This is a genomic window from Flavobacterium salilacus subsp. salilacus, assembly GCF_004634195.1.
GTDB classification, from domain to species: Bacteria; Bacteroidota; Bacteroidia; order Flavobacteriales; family Flavobacteriaceae; genus Flavobacterium; species Flavobacterium salilacus.
The window spans coordinates 259,881-281,448 of the sequence record NZ_SKBP01000003.1; the positions used below are offsets into that span (position 1 = coordinate 259,881).

Annotated in this window: 20 protein-coding genes; 8 read left to right on the forward strand and 12 right to left on the reverse strand. The window is 37.3% G+C overall.

Going from position 1 to position 21,568, the window contains the following annotated elements; translation table 11 throughout:
• Window positions 1-75: 75 nt before the first annotated feature.
• Complete coding sequence (locus E0W68_RS05930; protein ID WP_135218489.1) at window positions 76-1,605, forward strand: T9SS-dependent choice-of-anchor J family protein; 1,530 nt, start codon at window positions 76-78, stop codon at window positions 1,603-1,605.
• Window positions 1,606-1,669: 64 nt separating this feature from the next.
• Here E0W68_RS05930 and E0W68_RS05935 read toward each other — a convergent pair whose 3' ends face one another.
• Window positions 1,670-2,089, reverse strand: coding sequence for a thiol-disulfide oxidoreductase DCC family protein (locus E0W68_RS05935; RefSeq protein ID WP_135218490.1), 420 nt, complete (start codon window positions 2,087-2,089; stop codon window positions 1,670-1,672).
• Between the two features lie 9 nt (window positions 2,090-2,098).
• Window positions 2,099-4,267 (reverse strand): endonuclease MutS2, encoded by a 2,169-nt coding sequence (locus E0W68_RS05940; RefSeq protein ID WP_135218491.1) that lies wholly within the window; start codon window positions 4,265-4,267, stop codon window positions 2,099-2,101.
• Between the two features lie 133 nt (window positions 4,268-4,400).
• Here E0W68_RS05940 and ung point away from each other — a divergent pair, with 133 nt between their 5' ends.
• Window positions 4,401-5,066, forward strand: coding sequence for a uracil-DNA glycosylase (ung, locus tag E0W68_RS05945; protein ID WP_135218526.1), 666 nt, complete (start codon window positions 4,401-4,403; stop codon window positions 5,064-5,066).
• A gap of 71 nt (window positions 5,067-5,137) precedes the next feature.
• On the opposite strand, the gene E0W68_RS05950 is transcribed toward ung, so the two are convergent.
• From E0W68_RS05950 to E0W68_RS05970, 5 genes are all read right to left on the reverse strand, one after another.
• Window positions 5,138-6,070, reverse strand: coding sequence for a transglutaminase domain-containing protein (locus E0W68_RS05950; protein WP_135218492.1), 933 nt, complete (start codon window positions 6,068-6,070; stop codon window positions 5,138-5,140).
• A 26-nt stretch (window positions 6,071-6,096) separates the two neighbouring features.
• Window positions 6,097-6,942 (reverse strand): substrate-binding domain-containing protein, encoded by an 846-nt coding sequence (locus tag E0W68_RS05955; RefSeq protein ID WP_135218493.1) that lies wholly within the window; start codon window positions 6,940-6,942, stop codon window positions 6,097-6,099.
• A gap of 5 nt (window positions 6,943-6,947) precedes the next feature.
• Complete coding sequence (locus tag E0W68_RS05960) at window positions 6,948-7,820, reverse strand: nucleoside phosphorylase (RefSeq protein WP_135218494.1); 873 nt, start codon at window positions 7,818-7,820, stop codon at window positions 6,948-6,950.
• 25 nt (window positions 7,821-7,845) lie between these two features.
• Window positions 7,846-8,196, reverse strand: a complete 351-nt coding sequence (locus E0W68_RS05965) for a translation initiation factor (RefSeq protein ID WP_135218495.1) — start codon at window positions 8,194-8,196, stop codon at window positions 7,846-7,848.
• Window positions 8,197-8,397: 201 nt separating this feature from the next.
• On the reverse strand, window positions 8,398-9,348 hold the full coding sequence (locus E0W68_RS05970) for an isopenicillin N synthase family dioxygenase (protein ID WP_135218496.1): 951 nt from the start codon (window positions 9,346-9,348) through the stop codon (window positions 8,398-8,400).
• A gap of 246 nt (window positions 9,349-9,594) precedes the next feature.
• Between E0W68_RS05970 and E0W68_RS05975 the strand changes: the two genes are divergently transcribed.
• The 3 genes from E0W68_RS05975 to E0W68_RS05985 all read left to right on the forward strand — a co-directional run bounded on the left by E0W68_RS05975 (window position 9,595) and on the right by E0W68_RS05985 (window position 13,877).
• Window positions 9,595-11,151, forward strand: coding sequence for a BspA family leucine-rich repeat surface protein (locus E0W68_RS05975; protein ID WP_162845807.1), 1,557 nt, complete (start codon window positions 9,595-9,597; stop codon window positions 11,149-11,151).
• 129 nt (window positions 11,152-11,280) lie between these two features.
• Window positions 11,281-13,257, forward strand: a complete 1,977-nt coding sequence (locus E0W68_RS05980; protein ID WP_135218498.1) for an alpha-ketoacid dehydrogenase subunit alpha/beta — start codon at window positions 11,281-11,283, stop codon at window positions 13,255-13,257.
• A 227-nt stretch (window positions 13,258-13,484) separates the two neighbouring features.
• Window positions 13,485-13,877 carry an acyl-CoA thioesterase gene (locus E0W68_RS05985; RefSeq protein WP_135218499.1) on the forward strand — a complete coding sequence of 131 codons (393 nt, stop codon included), beginning with the start codon at window positions 13,485-13,487 and terminating at the stop codon, window positions 13,875-13,877.
• On the opposite strand, the gene E0W68_RS05990 is transcribed toward E0W68_RS05985, so the two are convergent.
• The 3 genes from E0W68_RS05990 to E0W68_RS06000 form a co-directional block, all read right to left on the reverse strand.
• Window positions 13,874-15,124 (reverse strand): mechanosensitive ion channel family protein, encoded by a 1,251-nt coding sequence (locus tag E0W68_RS05990; RefSeq protein WP_135218500.1) that lies wholly within the window; start codon window positions 15,122-15,124, stop codon window positions 13,874-13,876. The two genes, E0W68_RS05985 and E0W68_RS05990, sit on opposite strands and share 4 nt — an antisense overlap.
• A 9-nt stretch (window positions 15,125-15,133) precedes the next feature.
• The gene (locus E0W68_RS05995) at window positions 15,134-15,415 is read right to left on the reverse strand and encodes a DUF3817 domain-containing protein (RefSeq protein WP_135218501.1); all 282 of its coding nucleotides are present in this window, start codon (window positions 15,413-15,415) and stop codon (window positions 15,134-15,136) included.
• A gap of 117 nt (window positions 15,416-15,532) precedes the next feature.
• Window positions 15,533-15,910 carry a hypothetical protein gene (locus E0W68_RS06000; RefSeq protein WP_135218502.1) on the reverse strand — a complete coding sequence of 126 codons (378 nt, stop codon included), beginning with the start codon at window positions 15,908-15,910 and terminating at the stop codon, window positions 15,533-15,535.
• Window positions 15,911-16,043: 133 nt separating this feature from the next.
• Here E0W68_RS06000 and E0W68_RS06005 point away from each other — a divergent pair, with 133 nt between their 5' ends.
• Window positions 16,044-16,556: a DUF6155 family protein gene (locus tag E0W68_RS06005; RefSeq protein ID WP_135218503.1), complete on the forward strand. Its 513-nt coding sequence runs from the start codon at window positions 16,044-16,046 to the stop codon at window positions 16,554-16,556.
• Window positions 16,557-16,558: 2 nt separating this feature from the next.
• On the opposite strand, the gene nfi is transcribed toward E0W68_RS06005, so the two are convergent.
• On the reverse strand, window positions 16,559-17,266 hold the full coding sequence (gene nfi, locus E0W68_RS06010; protein ID WP_135218504.1) for a deoxyribonuclease V: 708 nt from the start codon (window positions 17,264-17,266) through the stop codon (window positions 16,559-16,561).
• A 274-nt stretch (window positions 17,267-17,540) separates the two neighbouring features.
• Between nfi and E0W68_RS06015 the strand changes: the two genes are divergently transcribed.
• Together E0W68_RS06015 and ppk1 are read left to right on the forward strand one after the other, a co-directional pair.
• The gene (locus E0W68_RS06015) at window positions 17,541-18,830 is read left to right on the forward strand and encodes an NAD(P)/FAD-dependent oxidoreductase (RefSeq protein WP_135218505.1); all 1,290 of its coding nucleotides are present in this window, start codon (window positions 17,541-17,543) and stop codon (window positions 18,828-18,830) included.
• 92 nt (window positions 18,831-18,922) lie between these two features.
• Window positions 18,923-20,926: a polyphosphate kinase 1 gene (ppk1, locus tag E0W68_RS06020; RefSeq protein ID WP_135218506.1), complete on the forward strand. Its 2,004-nt coding sequence runs from the start codon at window positions 18,923-18,925 to the stop codon at window positions 20,924-20,926.
• Between the two features lie 6 nt (window positions 20,927-20,932).
• On the opposite strand, the gene E0W68_RS06025 is transcribed toward ppk1, so the two are convergent.
• The gene (locus E0W68_RS06025; protein WP_135218507.1) at window positions 20,933-21,499 is read right to left on the reverse strand and encodes a pseudouridine synthase; all 567 of its coding nucleotides are present in this window, start codon (window positions 21,497-21,499) and stop codon (window positions 20,933-20,935) included.
• Between the last annotated feature and the right edge of the window lie 69 nt (window positions 21,500-21,568).

The following is a 21,568-nucleotide window of genomic DNA, read 5'->3' on the forward strand; positions in this document are numbered from 1 at the left end:
TATTGATATTAACATAATAAAAATTGTAACAGTTTTTTTTTTTACTATTTTTGGGAAAAATTAAAAACTATTACCATGAAAAAACATTTACTTACGGGAGCTTTAATTTTAGGTTCCTTATTCACGGCAAACGCACAGGCTGATTGCGCTTCTGCAATTGCAATTACGGCAGACGGTACTTATACTTCGGCTGCAATTACAGGTACATACGGAAATAGCTGTTGGGGTGGTACTCAAAACCAACAACAAACTCCAGGTCCTTTAATGGCTAACTGGTATAGCTATACACCAAGTGCTAACGGTTTACTTACTATTACCACCGATATAGAGGCTAACCCAATAGCTTCTACAGATACAAGACTATCTGTATTTACAGGTACTTGTGATGCATTGCAGTGCTATAACGGTTCTGATGATGTTGATCCTTCGCAGGCAGTTCAAAATTTCAGAACTACACTTACAGTTCCTGTAGAAGCGGGTGTTACATATTATATCGCATGGGATAATAACTGGGTATCAACAGGTTTCGATTTCGAGATTGCTCTTGAAGCTAACGACTGTTTAAGCCCAAATGACCTTTCTATAGGTGATTTTACAAATATTGCGCTTAATTCAGCTTCTTTAACTTGGGATGCTGCTATAGGCGCTCCTGCTAATTATGATGTAGAAGTAGGTACAGTTGGTTTTACTCCAGGAACTGGAGCAGGTACAGCTTTCTCTACTGACACAAACTCTGTAGATCTTACAGACCTTTCACCTAGTAGTAATGATCCTTTAGCTGTTTACTTAAGGTCTAACTGTGGTGCTTCTCAAGGAGCATGGGTAGGTCCTTTCCCTCTATATCTTGCAGTAGCATCATATGCAGGAACTCCATATGCTAATGGTTTTGATGCAGCAGGTCTTGCTGGTTTTACATTAGGTACAGGATGGATTCGTAGCACTGATGCTGCACAAAACGCACAAATATCTCATGAAGCAAGTGGAGGATTTTTATTCTCAAACACAAGTACTACAGCTGCATCAGATGCTTGGATGTTTTCAAGAGCATTAAGTCTTGAAGCTGATCAAGAAGTAACATTAACATTCTTTACAAGATTAGCAAGTGGAACTAATACAGTTACTGCTTCTTTAGATGTAACTATAGGTGATGCTCCTTCAAGTGATGCACAAGGATCTGTTGTAGAAACAATTAATGAGACAGTAGGAGCTACTTATGTAGAGAGAACTGTTACTTATACTCCAACAGCGTCTGGTATATACTACTTTGGTTTCCACAACAATTCTGCAGCAACTGCAGCAGCAGCTTCACTTATTTTAGAGACTGTTACTATTACAGGTACTACTTTAGACATTCCTCAAGTTGCTACCTCTAACTTTGCAGTATATCCTAACCCTGCTAATGATGTAATCAACATTACAAATGCTGATAACGCTTTATTAAACAACGTTCAGATTGTAGATCTTAACGGTCGTACAGTAAAATCAGTAAAATTTGATGGTGCTACTGAAGCTCAAATCAACGTTTCTGATCTTGCTTCAGGACTTTATATCATGAACATCGCTTCTGATAAAGGTACTGTATCTAAGAAAATTGTTAAAAACTAAGTATTAAGTTTACATATAATTTATAAGCCCCGCTATTAGCGGGGCTTATTTTTTTTACTTATGATTATAAAAATTTAGCTTTCATCTCAGGGGTGGGTATCATGCATTCCTCTTTTTTACCATACCATTTGTAGCGATTTTTCGCTACATAATCATATACTTTATTGTTCAAGCCTTTAGGTAATATGTTGAAGATATTCATTAGTTTGTATATTCCTCCTAATGCAGAGGCTATTTTTATAGCCGCTTCCGCTTTATAATAATAAACTTTTCCGGGTTCATACAAAATTATAGAGTCCGTTTCAGTAGTATCTATACCAATATGTTCAATAATTTGTTTCCCGATTTCTGATTGTAACGCTACAAACCGAAATACATCTTTATTATCCCTTTTTATTAAATACTGCACAGTGCTGTCGCAAAGGTTGCATACACCATCAAACAGTATTATTTTCTTATCCTTCGGTACGTTTGCTAATTCCATAAATCCCGATTATTTCTTAACAGCTTCTACAAGTTCCAGAGATTCAATAGCTACTTTAGAGGTAAAAATACCATAATTTACGGTAGCTTTATTACGTTCTATAGCATCAAGCGTTCCTACTGCTTTGCCATCTATCATGCGCACCCTGTCGCCTATTTTTAATATAGCTTTGGGTTTTTCAACAGGTTTTTCTTTGAGTTTCTTTTCTTTTTTTACTTGTCGTATAACCTCCACTTTTTCTTTTACCTCGGCAACTATTTGTTTTTGCTGTACTTCTTTTACCTTTTGTTCTTTAGGTGTGAGCTTTTTGCGTTTGGAATTTTCAATCTCCACTATTTTCAGGAACTCACCTATAAGCTCTTTCTTATTTTTATTATTAAAATATTTTTCGCTTATATCGTCAAGCTTCTGCCCAATATAAATAAGGCGTTGGTTAGCATCATACAACTCCTGATAGCTTTCCAGTTTTTGCTGTATTTTGGTGTTAATGCTTTCCATCTTTTTACCTTCCTCACGTGCTTTGCTTTCTTCTTCTTTCAGCGTTTGCGATGTTTTTTCCAGCTTAGAACGCTCTTTTTGCAGCGTGGCAATGGTTTTATCAAAACGCACTTTACCTTTCTCTATTTTTTTCTTAGCTCTGTTTATAAGCCCATAAGGGATACCATTTTTCTGAGCTACTTCAAAGGTGAATGAGCTACCCGCTTGCCCAAGTATTAATTTATACATAGGTTCGAGCGATTTTTCGTCAAAAAGCATGTTGGCATTAGTTGCAAAAGGCAATTCGTTAGCCAGCATCTTTAGGTTGCTGTAATGTGTGGTAATAATACCGAAAGCCTCCCTGTGATAAAACTCTTCCAAAAATGTCTCAGCCAGTGCGCCACCCAGTTCAGGATCTGACCCTGTACCGAATTCATCAATAAGAAAAAGGGTTTTATCATTACACTTTTTCAAAAAGTAATTCATGTTTTTAAGGCGGTAGCTATACGTACTCAAATGATTTTCTATCGACTGATTATCGCCAATATCCGTCATAATGCGGTCAAACAAAAATGTTTCGCTGCGCTCATGTACCGGTATCAGTAAACCACATTGCAGCATGAGTTGCAATAAGCCAATGGTTTTCAAGGTAATGCTTTTACCTCCCGCATTAGGGCCGGATATTACAATAATCCTGTTTTCCTGTGTCAGTTCAATAGTCTGGGGGTAGGTAGGTTCTTGCTTTCGTTTATTATTCAGGTAAAGAATAGGGTGGAAGGCATCTCGGAAAAACAACCTTTTTTCGTTCGTTATAGTTGGCAATAACCCGTTAATGCGCCTTGCATATTTTGCTTTGCCCGAAACTACATCAATATCCGTAAGGAATTCCTGATAGTCTTTCAGCAGAGGTACATAAGGGCGTATGATATCACTAAGTTGTTTTAATATTTTCTTTATCTCTTCTTTCTCTTCATACTCATAATTACTCAACTCACGCGAATAACGTAATGTGGCTTCGGGTTCTATATAAGTAATACTGCCCGTTTTAGAACCGCCCAGTATAGAGCCTTTCACTTTGCGGCGATACATAGCCAGTACGGCAAGCACTCTGCGGTTTTCTACCACGCTTTCGCGTATATCATCAAGGTAGCCTAAACCGTTATAATGGGTTAATGCCGCTGCAAAGCTTTGGTTTATCTTGCCTTTTACCTCATTCATACCCCTACGGATAACTTGCAACTCCGGCGAAGCATCATCTTTTATCTCACCATATTTATCTACTGCCTTTTCAATGCTTTTTACAATTTCTTTGGTATATTCTACCTGTATGGCACGTTGGTAAAGGGTTGGGTAGTATTCTTCAAATTTTTCAAGAAATTTTATGAGCGTGTTAGTTGTATCTGACAGCGTAGCAATTTTTCGGAATGCTCCGGCTTCAAGGTAACTGTCCTCTATAGCCAAGAATTTTATTTCGTTGCTTATGGGCTCAAAACCATGATTCGGTAACGCATTGTTATTATCAAATGACGAAACGTACTCTGATGTTTGTAGTAACGACTGCATTAATAACTCCCTGTTTTTATGAGGAACTATTAAAAGTGCTTTTTCTTTACCGGGTTCGGTAGTACAACCTGCCGAAACCGTTTCGAGTACAGTGTTAAATTCTAAATCTTTTAATGTCTTTTCTGTAATGCTGATCATGCGGTAATTGTAAGCAAATTTTATGCAAAAATACTACATATTTATGCTGACTGCACATTTGGCAGTAAAGTTTAAGATAGCTTTATCGGTAGAAATGGTTGTAAAAATTATATTTGCAGTAAACCTGACTATTATGAATGTTACGATACACCCTTCGTGGAAGGAGATACTTAAAGACGAGTTTGAAAAACCTTATTTTGAGAACCTTATTGACTTTGTAAAGAAAGAGTATGCCGAAACTGTGTGTTACCCCAAAGGTAACCGTATTTTTGCCGCTTTCGACCATTGCCCTTTTGATAAAGTAGAAGTAGTTATAATAGGGCAAGACCCGTATCACGGTCCCAATCAGGCAAATGGTTTGTGTTTTTCGGTAAATGATGGCATACCCAAACCTCCTTCATTAGTAAATATTTTCAGGGAAATACAGGAGGATTTAGGAAAACCTGTACCCGAATCAGGTAATTTAGAGCGATGGGCAGATCAAGGGGTGCTGCTGCTTAATGCTACGCTTACTGTGAGGCAGGGGCTGGCAGGAAGCCATCAGGGCAAAGGATGGGAAACCTTTACGGATGCTGTTATCCAAAAAATATCTGATGAAAAGAAAGATATTGTTTTTATGCTTTGGGGTGGTTATGCCAAAAAGAAAGGTGCTAAGGTGGATAGGAGTAAGCATGATGTTTTAGAGTCCGGACACCCCTCACCGTTAAGTGCCAATAAAAGACATTGGTTTGGTAATAAGCATTTTAGTAAGGCTAACGAATTTCTTAATGCAAAAGGTAAAAAAACAATAGAGTGGTAGTGCTTTGGATTGCAGGATTTTTAGATTATTAGCGATTTAGATTAAATCTGATAACCTTAAATTATAAAATTCTAATTGAAAGTTAATGCTCCTAAAATTTCCTCTGACATAAAAGGACCTCCGGGATATCTGGCTGTATAATCCAGATTGAGCCATACCTGTCCGCGCTCGTCTATATGGTAATGAATTTCTTTACCTTTACTTTCATCCCTAAAAAGAACTTCTTTTATAAGGTAGTTAGCCATCTCAAGGTCGGCTTTGTTTCCTACCAGCATTTCGGGGTATAAATGCCCTCCTGTGTGAATGATTCTTGGTGTGCCGCCTATGGCTCTTATACATGCCGACATTAGAATGGCATGGTCATCGCAATCGCCCGAAAAGTGCTGTAAAGACTCGGTTGCATGTGCTATATATTCACGCCCTTTCGGGTCGTTTACATAATTCCATTTGTCTCTTATTGCTTTAAACACGGCAAAACACTGAATCATTTTTCGCTGTTCATGATATCCTTTTACTTCTTTAAAAAAATTGGTAGTAGCCGAAAGAGCAAAATTGCGAACTTTGGGATTGTCATATTCTACAGCATCGATAATCTCTGATTTATTAGGGAAAGGCAACAGTTTAGAGATAATTATATCTTGAGGGTTGGGGTCTTCGGACATGGTATATATCATAGCCTGATAATCTTCAAATACGGCTTTAAAGCCATATTTTCCAAAAAGCGTTCCGTATATAAGTGCTATCAGATAAAGGAATATACATATAATAATAACTGTTTTTAAGAGCCTTAAAGTTACTTGTATTACCACAACCAGTGCAATAAATATAAGTATCCTGTCAATATGAAAAGGCCACTCAGGGTCAATTAAGTTTTGATGGAGAATGATAAAAACAGGAATAGCAATAAGAATATTGAGTGCAAAAATGATAATGGAATCCCAGGGCTTCTTTACACTAAGCTTTTCTTTTATTTTTTTAAAAGTAATGGTGTCCGGTTTTATCATTTTTATATACCTGCAAAACTGTTATTTTACTTTGTTGCTGTTTCGAATGTAGTTTTTTGTGTAATAATATTCAGTTCGCTCAACTGGTTTTGTACTTTTTCAAATATAGTTTTACCTAACTTTTGCTGTGACCATTCTGTTAATGTAAGCCATTCGCGTATATCTTCAATTTTCTGATTATATCGTGTGGCTAAAATACTGTCTATATCCGGTATGTGTTTAAACTCTTTAGTGGCGGTATTTATTATATCTAAAACCGTTCCAATAGCTTCGTTGTCATTTTCCAAAACTTCATTACGTACCGCAATTACAAAACACGGCCATGGGGTAGGGCAGTCGCCCACACGCCTGAAGATGCCTTTATCAACTATAGGCTTTGTCATAAAGCGTTCCCACATAAAATAATCTGCCTTCCCTTCGGTAAGTGCTTCTATAGCACCCTCCAGTGTATTTATAACTTCAAAATCCAGTTTATCAATATCCCAGCTTTCATTCTTGGCGTTTACAATAGCCATTAAGTGCGAACCTGACCCGTATCTGCTTATCGCAATCCTACCCTCTTGTAAATCGCTTACTGTTTTATAGTCAGAACCTGCTGCTACGTGTATGCCCCATATTAAGGGCGATTGTACATATACCTGTACAATTTTGCTGTCGTTACCCGCTGCAATATCCTTTATAATGCCTTCGGTAAGTATTACCGCAATATCGGTTTCATTACTGCGAAGCATTTGGCATAGTTTGCCTGTACCTTCGGGCACATCTATCCATTGTGCATCTATATTTTTAGCTTTAAATGCTCCTTCTTCAAGGCATAAATGCCACGGGAGGTTAAAATGTTCGGGTACTCCTGCTATTTTTATAGTTTTCATTCAGTTTACATTTTGGCAATTTGTTCGAGCGTATAGGTAATAAGATTGTTTACAACCGCATAGGGATCTTTACTAAAATTACCTGTTGCTCTGTTGGCTATAATAGCGTTTAATGAAAGGGCATTATGCCCCAGTAAAGCCGAAAGCCCATATATGGCAGCCGTTTCCATCTCCAAGTTCGTAATTCGGTTACCGTTAAAGTTAAAGTTATCCATTTTACTGTTGAGTTCTCTATCTTGGATGTCAAGGCGCAAAATTCTGCCCTGCGCTCCATAAAACCCGCCTGCGGTAGCTGTTAGCCCTTTATATATTTTTTTACTGTCAAAAAACGGGATTAGTTTTTCGCTACCCTTTATTACATAAGGTCTGCCTTTTCGTAAGTCCCAATCAGTATGGCTTATAAATGCATCTTCAATATCTGTTTCCGAAACAGTATCGATATTATAAAAGCGCAGCATATTATCGATACCCAACCCGTATTGCGACATTACGAAGCTATCTACAGGTATATCTGCCTGTAGTGAGCCGGAAGTACCAACCCTTATGATAGTAAGCGATGTAAGCTCTTTTTTAGGCTGTCTGGTATTCAGGTCGATGTTTACCAGTGCATCCAACTCGTTCATAACAATATCAATATTATCAGGACCTATGCCGGTAGAGAGTACGGTTATTCTTTTACCCTTATAACTGCCTGTTTGGGTTTTAAACTCTCTTTTTTGAGTGCTGAATTCGATACTGTCGAAATGTTGTGTTATTTTCTCAACCCTGTCTTGGTCGCCTACAAAAATGATATTTTCAGCAATATTTTCGGGCTTTAGGTTAAGGTGGTAAACACTTCCGTCAGGGTTTAATATAAGTTCCGATTCCTGTATTTTCATAGCCGGTATGTTGTTAAGCAGGGTATTAGCTGCCTACGCGTTTTACTTTATACCCTTCTTTAGTTAAGTAATCCATTATTTTATCTCGAAAGTTACCTTGTATGATAATTTCATTGTCTTTTGCAGAACCGCCTACACCACAAAGGGTTTTAAGTTGTTTGGCAAGCGCTTTAAGGTCATCATCCGTACCCTCAAAACCTTTTATTATTGTTGCAATCTTACCGCCCCGATTTTTTTTATCAAGGTGGGCTTCGAGCTTCTGCTCGTTGTTGGGCAGGGTTTCCTGCTGTTCATCGTTATTGTCATATTCAAAGTCTTTATTGGTGGAAAACACAAATCCGCCAAGGTCTTCCAGACTATTTATTTTCTTTCCCATAATTATACTATTTTGTTATCAGAACGCGGATGAAGCGGATCAGGCAGATTTGCACGAATTTTTTTCTTAGCATTACTGAAAATTTTGCGTGTAAATCTGTTTAATCCGTGTTATCTGCGTTCCTTTGTTATATACTTATAAAAATAAAAAAGCATCAGGCTGTATAAACCCAATGCCTTTTTAAAGCTATAAAGTTAATTATTATTTTTTGATTAACCCCAAATCGACCAAGCGTTCATGAAGGAATTCGCCCGCCGTAATATCATCATACAGCTTAGGGTTCTCTTCGTCAATACAGTTTTCTAAACAATTTAGTTTCATTTCGCTTACAGGATGCATAAAGAAAGGTATCGAGTAGCGCGAAGTACCCCACAATTCCCTCGGCGGGTTTACTACCTGGTGTATCGTGCTTTTCAGCTTATTATTGGTATGTCGGCTCAGCATATCGCCTACGTTAATAACCAGCTCATCGGGCTGCGCTATGGCATCAATCCATTCACCTTTATGGTTTTGTACTTGTAGCCCTCGTCCTTGTGCGCCCATCAGCAGGGTAATAAGGTTTATATCGCCGTGAGCAGCAGCACGTACCGCGTTTTTAGGTTCTTCGGTAATAGGGGGGTAGTGTATCGGGCGAAGGATGCTATTGCCTTCGGCTACATAGTTGTCAAAATAAAATTCATCCAGCCCCAAGTATAGTGCTAAAGCACGCAGTACATAAACGCCTGTTTTTTCGAGCATTTGGTAGGCTTCTTTACCTACTTCATTAAATTTAGGTAGTTCTTTTACTTCTACATTCTCAGGATATTCCGCTGCATATTTAGACCCCTCCGGCAGGTACTGCCCAAAATGCCAAAACTCTTTAAGGTCGCCCTCTTTGCGTCCTTTGGCATGTTCTTTACCAAAAGATACATAACCACGTTGTCCGCCAATACCGGGAATTTCATACTGTTCTTTAACTGCTACAGGCAGATTGAAAAAGTTTTTAACCTCTGAGTAAAGGTCATCTACCAGTTGGTCATCAAGAAAATGCCCTTTTAATGCTACAAATCCTATATCTTCATAGGCTTTACCGATTTCATTTACAAATTTTTGTTTGCGTTCCGGGTCACCCGAAAGGAAATCACGCAGATCTACACTTGGAATGTTTTGCATAGCTGTGAAAAATTGTTAATAACTTAATAAGGCGTAAAGCCTTGTAAATACAAACATAAGGATATTTTTTTGGATAAAGGAATTGAAGTTGTTAACAATAATGTTTACTTGTTCTTAATATAGTTACTGCTATGTTGTTTTTCGTTATAGTAACAATTTAATTATATTAAATTTATTTTTTAGGTTTAAAGCATTATTATAAAAATGTATTTTTGCATTTCGTTTTATATAACCCATTCATTTATTATGAAAAAGAATTACTTATTATTTATTTTTTGTTTTATAACTTATTTTATCAACGCACAAGCTCCTTTTATTACTACTTGGGAGGTGTTTAGTGGAGATACTATAATTGTCCCAATAATTGAAGATGATGATGTACCTGATAGCTATACTATAGATTTTGGAGATGGTACGGTTTTAACAGGGCAATCGGGATCAGTTTCTCATACATATGCTAATTCAGGGATATATACTATAACAATATCAGGGAATTTTAGTAGAATAAGATTTATTGATAATGATGATGTAGTTAATGCTACCAAGTTATTAACAATAGAACAATGGGGAGATATTGAATGGACAAATATGGAAGCAGCTTTTGCAGGCTGCTCTAATCTAATTATAGAGGCTACAGATGTACCTGATTTAAATAATGTGGAAAACATGTCAAATATGTTCTCGAATTGTAGTTCTCTTAATCAACCTTTGGATAATTGGGATGTGTCTAATGTTACTAACATGGCTTTTATGTTTCTATACGCAAGTTCTTTTAATCAATCCTTGAGTAATTGGGATGTTTCAAATGTAGTAGGTATGGATGGTATGTTTTCAGGAGCAACATTATTTAACCAGCCTTTAAATAGTTGGAATGTGTCTAATGTATTGAATATGAGTTTCATGTTTAGTAGAGCAGATTCTTTTAATAAACCATTGGATAATTGGGATGTATCTAATGTTACACATATGGCTGGGATGTTTTCTGGCACAGACCTTTTTAACCAAGCTTTAGATTCTTGGGATGTATCTAATGTAGTTAATATGTCAGATATGTTTGATAATGCGATTTCTTTCAATCAATCTTTAAATAGTTGGGATGTTTCTAGTGTTACTAATATGAGTTGGATGTTTTGGTCTGCAATTTCTTTCAATCAATCATTAAACAATTGGAACGTATCTAATGTAACCAATATGGAAGGTCTTTTTAATAATGCATCTTCGTTTAATCAGCCTTTAGATAATTGGGATGTATCTAATGTAACTAACATGCGTATTATATTAGCTGTTGAATTGGGACAAACTTCAAGTTTCAATCAAGACATTTCTACTTGGAGTTTTAACAATGATGTTGATTTGGAACATTTCATAAGTAATAGTGATTTAAGTATTGCGAATTATGATGCTTTACTAAATCGATTTAAAGAGTTAGGATTAGAAAATAAAGCACCAGGTTGTGCAGGACTAGAATATTGTGATGTAGAAACAAGAGATTATTTGATTAATGAATTAGGATGGGTTATTTTATATGATAGCTTAGCAGAAGATTGTACAGCTAAAACAGAATTATTTTCTATAGACCAAGTATCTATATACCCTAACCCTGTAAATGACATACTTTATATAGAAACAAAATCAGGAGTTCAGCTTGAAGAAGTAACTGTATATAACTTACAGGGAAGCCAGTTGATACAACAGAGTCAAGACTTTGAAAATATCAATACCGAAAGTTTAAGTTCAGGTATTTATATACTAAACGTACAAACAGATAAAGGTTCAATTGAGTATAAACTGATTAAGAATTAGTAAATAAAATACTTTTTAAAATCCCGTCAACTGACGGGATTTTTTTGTTTAAATAAATTTCTATAACACCCTCGCACAATTCTGTTATTTTATTACATTTGGTCTATTAAAGATTATTCAAAAATCAATATGAATTTCGACAGAAAACAACTAACCAACGAACAATTACTCGATTTATATAAGAAATTAATAAAACCCCGCCTGATAGAGGAGAAGATGCTTATTCTTATTCGTCAGGGTAAAGTTTCCAAATGGTTTAGCGGAATAGGTCAAGAGGCTATCTCGGTAGGGCTTACCGCCGTACTCGATAAAGACGAATATATACTGCCTATGCACCGTAACTTAGGGGTGTTTACAGGGCGTGATATTCCGTTATATCGCTTGTTCTCGCAATGGCAGGGTAAAGCTAATGGTTTTACTAAAGGGCGCGACCGTTCTTTCCATTTTGGTACACAGGAGTTTAAAATTATAGGGATGATATCACACCTTGGCCCGCAGCTTGGGGTTGCCGATGGTATTGCACTTGCCAATAAACTCCGTAAAAACGGAAAGGTAACGGCGGTATTTACCGGTGAAGGTGCAACGAGCGAAGGCGATTTTCACGAAGCATTGAATATTGCTGCGGTGTGGGAACTTCCTGTACTGTTTGTAATCGAGAATAATGGCTATGGGCTAAGCACACCTACCAACGAGCAGTACCGCTGCGAAAACCTTGCCGATAAAGGTATTGGCTATGGTATGGAAAGCCATATTATAGATGGGAACAACATACTGGAGGTTTATACACAACTTACTGATTTGGTAGCTTCCATGCGCGAAAATCCGCGCCCTGTGCTGCTGGAGTTTAAAACTTTCCGTATGCGCGGGCATGAGGAGGCGAGCGGTACAAAATACGTTCCGCAGGAGCTTATGGATATGTGGGCTGAGAAAGATCCTGTAGATAACTACAGAAACTACCTGAAAGCCGAAGGTGTGCTAACGGACGAATATGACGAAACCCTGAGAGCGGAACTGAAAAAAGAGATTGACGAGAACTATAAAAAAGCCTCTGACGAGCCTGCTATTGAAGCCAATTTGGATGAGGAGCTGAACGATGTATATAAACCTTACACATTTGAAGAAATTGCTCCGAAAGAGGCAGCGGAAAATGTAAGGATGATTGATGCTATTTCGCAGGGCTTGAAGCAGAGTATGGAACGCCATGACAACCTTGTGATAATGGGGCAGGACATTGCCGAGTATGGCGGAGCGTTTAAAATTACCGATGGCTTTGTAAAAGCGTTTGGTAAAGAGCGTGTGCGCAATACACCAATATGCGAGTCGGCTATAGTGTCGGCAGGAATGGGCTTATCGATAAATGGTTATAAGTCGGTTATCGAAATGCAGTTTGCCGACTTTGTTTCTACAGGTTTTAACCCGATAGTAAACTACTTAGCCAAAGTACACTACCGTTGGCAGGAAAATGCCGATGTGGTAGTGCGTATGCCTTGCGGGGCAGGGGTACAGGCAGGACCTTTCCACTCGCAGACGAATGAGGCTTGGTTTACAAAAACTCCGGGGCTTAAAGTGGTATATCCTGCTTTCCCGTATGATGCTAAAGGGTTACTTGCCACAGCTATAAACGACCCAAACCCTGTAATGTTTTTTGAGCATAAGGCACTGTACCGCAGTATGTATCAGGATGTGCCGAAGGATTATTATACATTACCGTTTGGTAAAGCCGGTTTGTTGAGAGAAGGCGATGAGGTAACTGTGATATCGTTTGGTGCGGGTGTGCATTGGGCATTAGAAACATTAGACAAGCACCCTGATATTAAAGCTGACGTTCTTGACCTGAGAACTTTGCAACCCTTAGATACCGAATCGATATTTACATCGGTTAAAAAAACAGGAAAAGTTATTATTTTACAGGAAGATAGTCTTTTTGGCGGTATAGCCAGCGATATTTCGGCTATGATTATGGAGGAGTGTTTTGAGTACCTTGACGCTCCCGTAAAACGTGTGGGCAGCCTTGAGAGTGCCATACCCTTTACCAAAGCACTGGAAGACCAGTATTTGCCAAAGCAGCGTTTTGAAACAGCTTTGCAAGAGCTTATAGCATATTAATTACAACTATACTTTTTTTACAGACAACCCCGCCTTGCAAAAGGCAGGGTTTGTTTATTATGGTATAGATAAAACCATTTGGTTTTATTCGATTTTATTATAACATAGCTGTAATTTTGCAATATAAAAACAAGTAATTTACTACGAAATGGTTATAGGTTAAATATTGTTTTGTGTAACTGTTAACGCTACAGATCTAGTAAATTAGCTATATAAAATTATTGCAGATGAGATTTCACACCAGAAAATGGGTTAAACCCGAAGACCTGAACCCTAACGGAACGCTATTTGGCGGTAAGCTGCTTGCCTGGATAGACGAGGAGGCAGCCTTATACTCTATAGTACAGCTCGAAAATCAGAGGGTAGTAACCAAACATATGTCGGAAATTAACTTTATGAGCTCTGCAAAACAGGGCGATGTGGTAGAGATAGGTATTGATGTGGTGCATTTTGGTACAACTTCTTTAGTATTAAAATCGGAAGTACGTAACATTATGACTCGTGAAAAAATTATTACCGTAGATAATATTACAATGGTAAATCTCGATTCTTCGGGAAAGCCTTTGCCACATGGCAAAACTCAGATAGAGTATGTTAAAGACCGTTTAAAAGATTATTAATCTTCTACAAAAGGAGCATTGTTTTGTGAAGGCAGTTCGAAAATTTCGAGGTCAAAATATTTTACCGATGCAATGACATGGTCAAAAATATCAGCCATAATGTATTCATAGTTTGCCCAGCGTTTGTCTGATGTAAATGCGTATATCTCTACGGGGATACCTTTCTCTGTAGGTTGCAGGTGGCGGCACATCATAGTTAAATCCTTATTAATAGCAGGATGGTTCTCTACATATTCGCTTATGTATTTCCTGAACAATCCTAAATTAGTCAGGTTTCTGCCGTTTACCTGTATGGTTTTGTCTATGGCATTATTGGCATTATACTTTTCAATATCGGCTTGCCTGTGTTCTATATAGGATGACAGCAGTTGTATTTTTTTAAACTTTTCTATCTCATCATTATTTACAAAGCGTACACTGTTGGCTTTTATAAGTACGTGTCTTTTTATTCGCCTGCCTCCTGAATTTACCATCCCGCGCCAGTTTTTAAACGAGTCGGATATCAGGCTGTAGGTAGGTACTGTGGTAGTGGTATTATCAAAGTTACGTACCTTAACAGTAGCAAGGTTAATTTCGATAACATCTCCGTCAGCACCATATTTTTCCATAGTTATCCAGTCGCCAATACGCACCAAGTCATTAACGCTTACCTGTATGCTGGCTACAAAACCCAGTATAGTATCTTTAAATATTAATAGTATTATTGCTGATACGGCACCGAATGTACCTATTATACTTAAAAAATCGACACTAAACAGCAGCATTACCATAGCTGTTACGGCAAATATCCACAGTACTATCATTACTACTTGTATGTAGCTGTCTATGGGCTTGTCGCTATAATTGGGTTGTATTTTCAGGTAATCCCGTAACGCGTTCAAAATGCTTCTTACAATCCACAGTATCAGGAGAATCATGAATATGTTTATCCCTCTTTCAAATAATATTTCCCAGTTCAGGAAGTCTTTAAGTACTAACGGAATGATGTAATAGATAAACAAAAGCGGGATAAGATGGGCTATATGTTTTGATGCTTTGTTGGCTATCAGAAAATCATCAAAAGATGTTTTTGTTTTTTTTGCAAATGAATCAAAAGCTACTATCAGTATTTTTTTGGATAAAAAGTCGAGTACATAAGCTATTATAACAACAAAAACTAAATTTACCAATAAGCTGCCATAGCGTGCTGCTGTATCGCTAAAATCGAGATTTTTAAAAATAGGATATGACCAGTCTAATAATTCCATACGGATAAGTTATGCTTTGGTTTTGAAATACTTCGATTCAATGTAAAATGTGCCAAACGGTATTACGGATGCCGCACAGATGATAAGAAATTTTTTCCAAGCCCAACTTTCTTCTACTTTAAGCATTATAGCCAGTATAATATAGCCTATAAAAAGTAAACCATGCGCCATTCCCACTATACGCACGGCTTCGGGCATTTCCCATATATATTTTAACGGCATGGCAACAAAAAGTAACACCAGTAGCGAAACTCCTTCGAGCGTAGCTATTATTTTAAAAAATCGTATCATGTTTTATCAATTTGTGCAAAGGTAATAATCAATAACGTGTTTAAGAAAGAAAGATTACTATAAAAAAAGCTGCTTGAAACCAAACAGCTTTTATAAACAATAAATATTCAGTTTTGTTTAAAATGCTAAAAATGCCTTGTTATATTCTTTAAGGTCAAGCATGTTATTTTTGTTTTTAAGGTCGGTAAACAACGAAAGTAAGTAATCAAGACTTTCTAAATTGTTCTCACTACTCATCGTTTTTTCAGCACTTGTTCCATCACCTTGTTCATCTTCCAGCGGTTCATCCTCAGGAATCGGTATCAGGAAAGCCCCATTTTCTTCAAGGTGTTCATACGTTAATCGGATAGCTTTTGTTGCTATCGGATTTTGTTCATCCATTGCATAGGTACGCAATTTTTTAAGATCTTCAATTAACGTTTCGATATTAAAACCATTCTTGAATAAATCAAGTTGTATTTTATGTATTAATTTTTGTGCGCTTGGGTTTTCCACAGTATAAATTGATTTAGTTTTAGAACTTATAGGGATTGCAAAAATACTATTTTATATATTTTTCCAATATCATTTTACTGATTTTATTGCAGTAAATATAATAATCGTGTATTTTTGAGTACTACAATACATTATGAGTAAACGTGACCTTAAAAAATACCTTGTTTCCCTGCCCAAAGAAGAGCTTGAAGAACAGTTGATGGCACTGTATGAAAAGTTTGCAGATGTAAAAACCTATTACAATTTTATATTTAACCCCAAAGAGGATAAACTGGAGCAGGAGGCTAAGCTAAAAATATTACATGAATATTTTCCGGTAAGGGGTAAACGTCCGAAACTGCGTCGCTCCGTAGCGCAAAAATACATTAAACACTTTCTTTCGTTAGGTGTAGATGCTTATGTTGTTGCCGATGTGATGTTGTATAACATTGAAACCGCTCAAAAATATACTGCAAAGCGCGAAATACGCTATGGTACTTTTTATAAAAGTATGTACAACTCCTATAAGCAGGCTGTCGATTTTGTAGTGGCAAACGGTATGGTTGCCGAGTTTAAGCCTCGTATATTGGCAATACATGATAAAACTTTTGCCCAACAATGGGAGAACAGTAAAGAATTTGAAAGAGTGTATGATAACTTCGAATAACTTTAAAATAAACTCCCTTGTATATCAGCAACATGATACCCCGATGTTAATTTTCCTGTTCTAAACAGGTTTACTTTTTCATGAGCCATGCGCGTGGGTTCAGGTATCCTGTGTTTACCAATGCATTGCGTCATAACTGTAAGGCTGTCTTCAACCGAGATTTTATGTCCGGGCGAAATAAAAACAGGCTTTACAGTATCTTTTGTACGCAGTGCATAGCCTACAACATCATTATTAATGTAAATAGAGCTATTACTGAACTTTTTTGGAGATAACTCAGGATAATTACCAAACAGCATATTTTTAGCACAGCCAATAGCAGCACAATCGGCAAGCAACCCAAAGTGGCAGGCTATGCCCATACGCCTGGGATGGGTAATACCCTGTCCGTCCAGCACTACCACATCAGGTTTTTGGGGCAATTGCTCCCATGCCTGCAACAGTGCCGGTACTTCACGAAAAGCGAGATAGCCCGATATGTAAGGAAATTTTGTTTCAGCAGCAATCAGCGAATACGATTGTACCACCATTTCAGGAAAACGTAATACTACTATACCCGCATATACCGTATCACTGTACTTATTGTGCGATATATCAGCTCCGGCAATAGTAGTTATGGGAGTGTCATCACTTTTTAAAACAATACGATTTCGCATTTCATTCTGCATCGCAGTAGCTTCGGCAATCGATATACCATCATAATTAAGCATGTATATTTCTTTTTATGATAAATATATTAAAATATAACAGGTGTACCTAAAGCAGAGGGTTATCTGTTTTTATATTTATTATTACTCATAACGTGCAATAGGATGTAAAATTTTAAGTATTCGGCAGAAAAATAATAATACTGTTTTATAAATCCCAAATCTTTCATAAAATTAAGGATAGAGAGGTCTTACAATTGTTGTTTATCCTTAAAATACCTAACTTTATAGAGTATTATCCTTACAAAAAGGATAACTATTAAAAAAAATTATCTTCATGAAAATAGTAATAATAGGAGGTGGTTTTGCAGGTGTAAACCTGGCAGAGAACCTAGCGGGAAATAAAAATTTTTCTATAACACTCGTAGATAAAAATAACTATAATTTTTTTCCTCCGCTAATATATCAAGTAGCTACAGCCTACTTAGAGCCTTCCAGTATAAGTTACCCTTTCAGGAAACTGTTTCGAGGCAAAAAAAATGTACAGTTTCGTTTTGGCGAACTACTTTCGGTGCGACCCGAAACCAATACAGTAGTATTGCATAACGGGGAGTTGGAATATGATAAACTGGTTTTTGCAACAGGGGCAGAGACCAATTATTTTGGTATGGAAAATGTAATGAATAACGCCATACCCATGAAAACCCTTAATGATGCCATAGAAATGCGAAACAGGTTGTTGCAACGCATGGAAAAAGCAACTATTTGTACGAACAGCAGGGAACGCAGAAAATATCTTAACATAGTTGTAGCCGGTGGAGGTCCTACCGGAGTTGAAGTATCAGGCATGTTTGCCGAAATGCGTAACGGGGTATTACGAAAGGAATATCCTGAGCTTGCCACAAGTGCCAGTAATATTTACCTTGTAGATGGCAGTTCGGAACTTTTAGGACCTATGAGTAAAAAATCGCAGGAAGCCACCTATAATGCTCTGAAAAAAATGGGTGTTATTATTAAGCTCAATGCTCGTGTTACTGATTTTACTGACGATACCGTTTTCCTTTCTACAGGAGAGACGATAAGCTCTAAAAACCTGATATGGGCAGCAGGCGTATCGGCAAAAGTTTTTGATGGCATACCACAGGAAAGTTACGGCAGAGGCAGACGAATGATAACAGATGAGTTTAACAAGGTTATCAATACTGCTAACATATATGCCATTGGCGATACCTCTATACAAACTACTGATAAAAATTTCCCGGACGGACACCCGCAGGTAGCTCAGGTGGCTATACAACAAGGCATTCAACTGGCTAAAAATTTTAAACGAATGGTAGAGGGTGAAGCCTTACAGTCTTTTAAATACAATGACAAAGGCTCTATGGCTATTATCGGTAAAAATAAGGCAGTGGTAGATATCCCTAAGCCCAAAATGCACTTTAACGGCTTTATCGCATGGCTGGCATGGCTTTTCATCCACCTTATGTCTTTAATTAGTTACCGCAACAGGATTGTTACTTTCTGGAACTGGATGGTTGCCTATTTTTCTCAAGATCAACCGTTGCGAATGATAATACGCCCCGAAAAGCGGTATAATAAAAAAACAGAAGAAGTACAGCAACAGTAATTAAAACGCTGCTAACTACTTTACTATAAAATAATTAAAAATTAACATTCATTAACCTGCAAATTGATATTTTTAGTGATTATAAAGCATAAATGGAGGAAAAAACACTAAAACAGGAAGTCGATACAAATTATATTGACAGAGACCTTAGTTGGCTCATATTCAACGAAAGAGTACTACTCGAAGCTACCAATGAAAATGTACCGATTTTTGAACGCCTGAAATTTATTTCTATATACTCTTCCAACCTCGATGAGTTTTACAGAGTCAGGATTCCCGCTTTAACCGTTTTAAAGAAGATAGCTAAGAAAGAAGAAAAAAACCAAAAGAAGTATAAAGATATTCTTTCAAAAATTAATAAACTGGTACATATCCAACAGCAAATGTTCGGGAAGATTTTAAGAGAAAAAATTCTACCTGGACTTAAAGAACAAAATATTCATTTGCTTTATGATGTGGCGCTGCCCCAAGAAGTGCTGAAAGAAGCTGAAAACTATTTCTTTACACACGTACTGGCTTTTTTAAAACCTGTTTTATTAAATGGTGATACAGATTATTTTACAGAGAATCACAAACTTTTCTTTTTAGTACCCGTTACAGATAAACATGGCGGTGCAAAACAGTATATGTTAAATATACCTTCGGAAGAACTCTCTCGTTTTTATACTGTTACTGTAAATAACAAACAGTATATCCTTTTTCTGGATGATATTATAAAGTATCACTTGCAGTATATTTTTGCTGATTGCAATGTAGAGGGAACATACAGTTTTAAAATTACCCGAGATGCCGCGCTTGAGTTTGATGATGAGTATAGTGAAGACCTTGCCGAACGAATGGAAAAGAAAATAGCCAATCGCGATTTCGGATTAGCAACCCGCTTTTTGTATGATGCTAAAATGCCTGAAGTATATCTCCATATACTCATAGATGCATTAAAACTGAAAAGCGCGAACCTTGTAGCGGGAAGCTGTTATCATAATCTAAAAGATTTTGCCTCTTTGCCTATAAATAAACCATCGCTCGAATATGCCAAATGGATCCCGGTAAACCAAGAGTTTAGTTCAAAACTACTGTTAGACCATATTACAATGAATGATATGATTATACATACACCCTATCATTCATACGATACAATACTCCGATTTTTTAATGAAGCTGCAATACATAAAGATGTCGAAGAAATTTATGTTACGGTTTACAGGGTTGCTAACGATTCCCGAATTGCAAATGCACTTATCAGTGCTGCTCGTAACGGAAAAAAAGTAACCGTAGTGGTAGAGCTGAAAGCCCGATTTGATGAATCGAACAACATAAAATGGGCTAAAAAACTAAGTGATGCAGGGGTGAAGATAGTTTATAGCGTACCATCATTAAAAATACATGCCAAAACAGCTTTGATAAAGTTTAATACAGCCTATAAGCTGGATTATTTAGGATTGCTGGCTACAGGCAACCTTAATGAGAGTACGGCACGGTTTTATACTGATCATATTTTGCTTACTTCGCATCAGGAAATGCTGAAAGAGCTTGAAAATACCTTTCATTTCCTGTGCAAGGCGCAAAAACCTGCACCTGATGATAATCAGGACTATAACCATCTTTTGGTGGCGCAGTTTAACCTGCTTGACACCTTTGTAACACTTATTAATAACGAAATTGTCAATAGTAACAGCGGGCTGCCTGCCGCTATAACTATAAAACTGAACAATCTTGAAGAACGGCTGCTTATTAATAAGCTCTATGAAGCATCCTGTGCAGGTGTGAAAATAAAACTTATTGTGAGAGGAATATGCTGCCTTGTACCCGGTATAGAAGGGCTTAGCGAAAATATAACCGTAAAAAGAATAGTGGACAGGTATTTAGAGCACGGCAGGGTATTTATTTTTCATAATAACGGTGACGAAAAAATATACATGGGCTCTTCCGACTGGATGAACAGAAACATCTACAGGCGTATAGAAGTTTGTTTCCCTATTTATGATGAGGTTATCAAGCAACAAATAAAGGATATTATTACATTACAATTACAGGATAATGGCACTGCTATAAGATCTCAGGAAAATATATACCGCTTTCTCTCCGGTAAGCTATAGTCATTACTAAAGCGTAAATCCTTCCACTTCACGAACCTCACCCGGTTGCATATCGTTTAGATATATATTACCCACACGCACTCTGATTAGTCGTAAAGTGGGAAATCCCACCGCCGATGTCATTTTACGTACCTGCCTGAACTTACCTTCGGTTACCGTTATCGATACCCACGAGGTAGGACCGTGCCGCTCATCCCGTATCTTTTTACCTCTCTCAGGAAAGGAAGGAGGCTGTTGCAGTATAGCAGCGTTGCAGGGCAGGGTAGTATAACGTGTTCCTTTAAAACCTATTTCTACGCCTTCCTGTAGCTGTTGTGCCGCTTCAGGGGTTATAAGCCCGTCCACTTGGGCATAATATTCCTTTTCTACTTTTTTACTGCGCACAGTTTCACTCATCATCCCATCGGTAGTAAGCAGTAATAAACCTTCCGAGTCCTCATCCAGCCTGCCTATCGCCATAGTGCCCTCAGGAAAGTTATATAATTCTCCCAACAGCTTTTTATTCCGCTTCAGGTTATAGATAAACTGGCTGAGGTAACCATAAGGCTTATAGATGATGAAATGATGTTGCATAGCGTTAATTAAGTGGTTGCAAAGATAAATTTTAAAATTTGTTTAAAGATATATTTGTGTAACCAAATG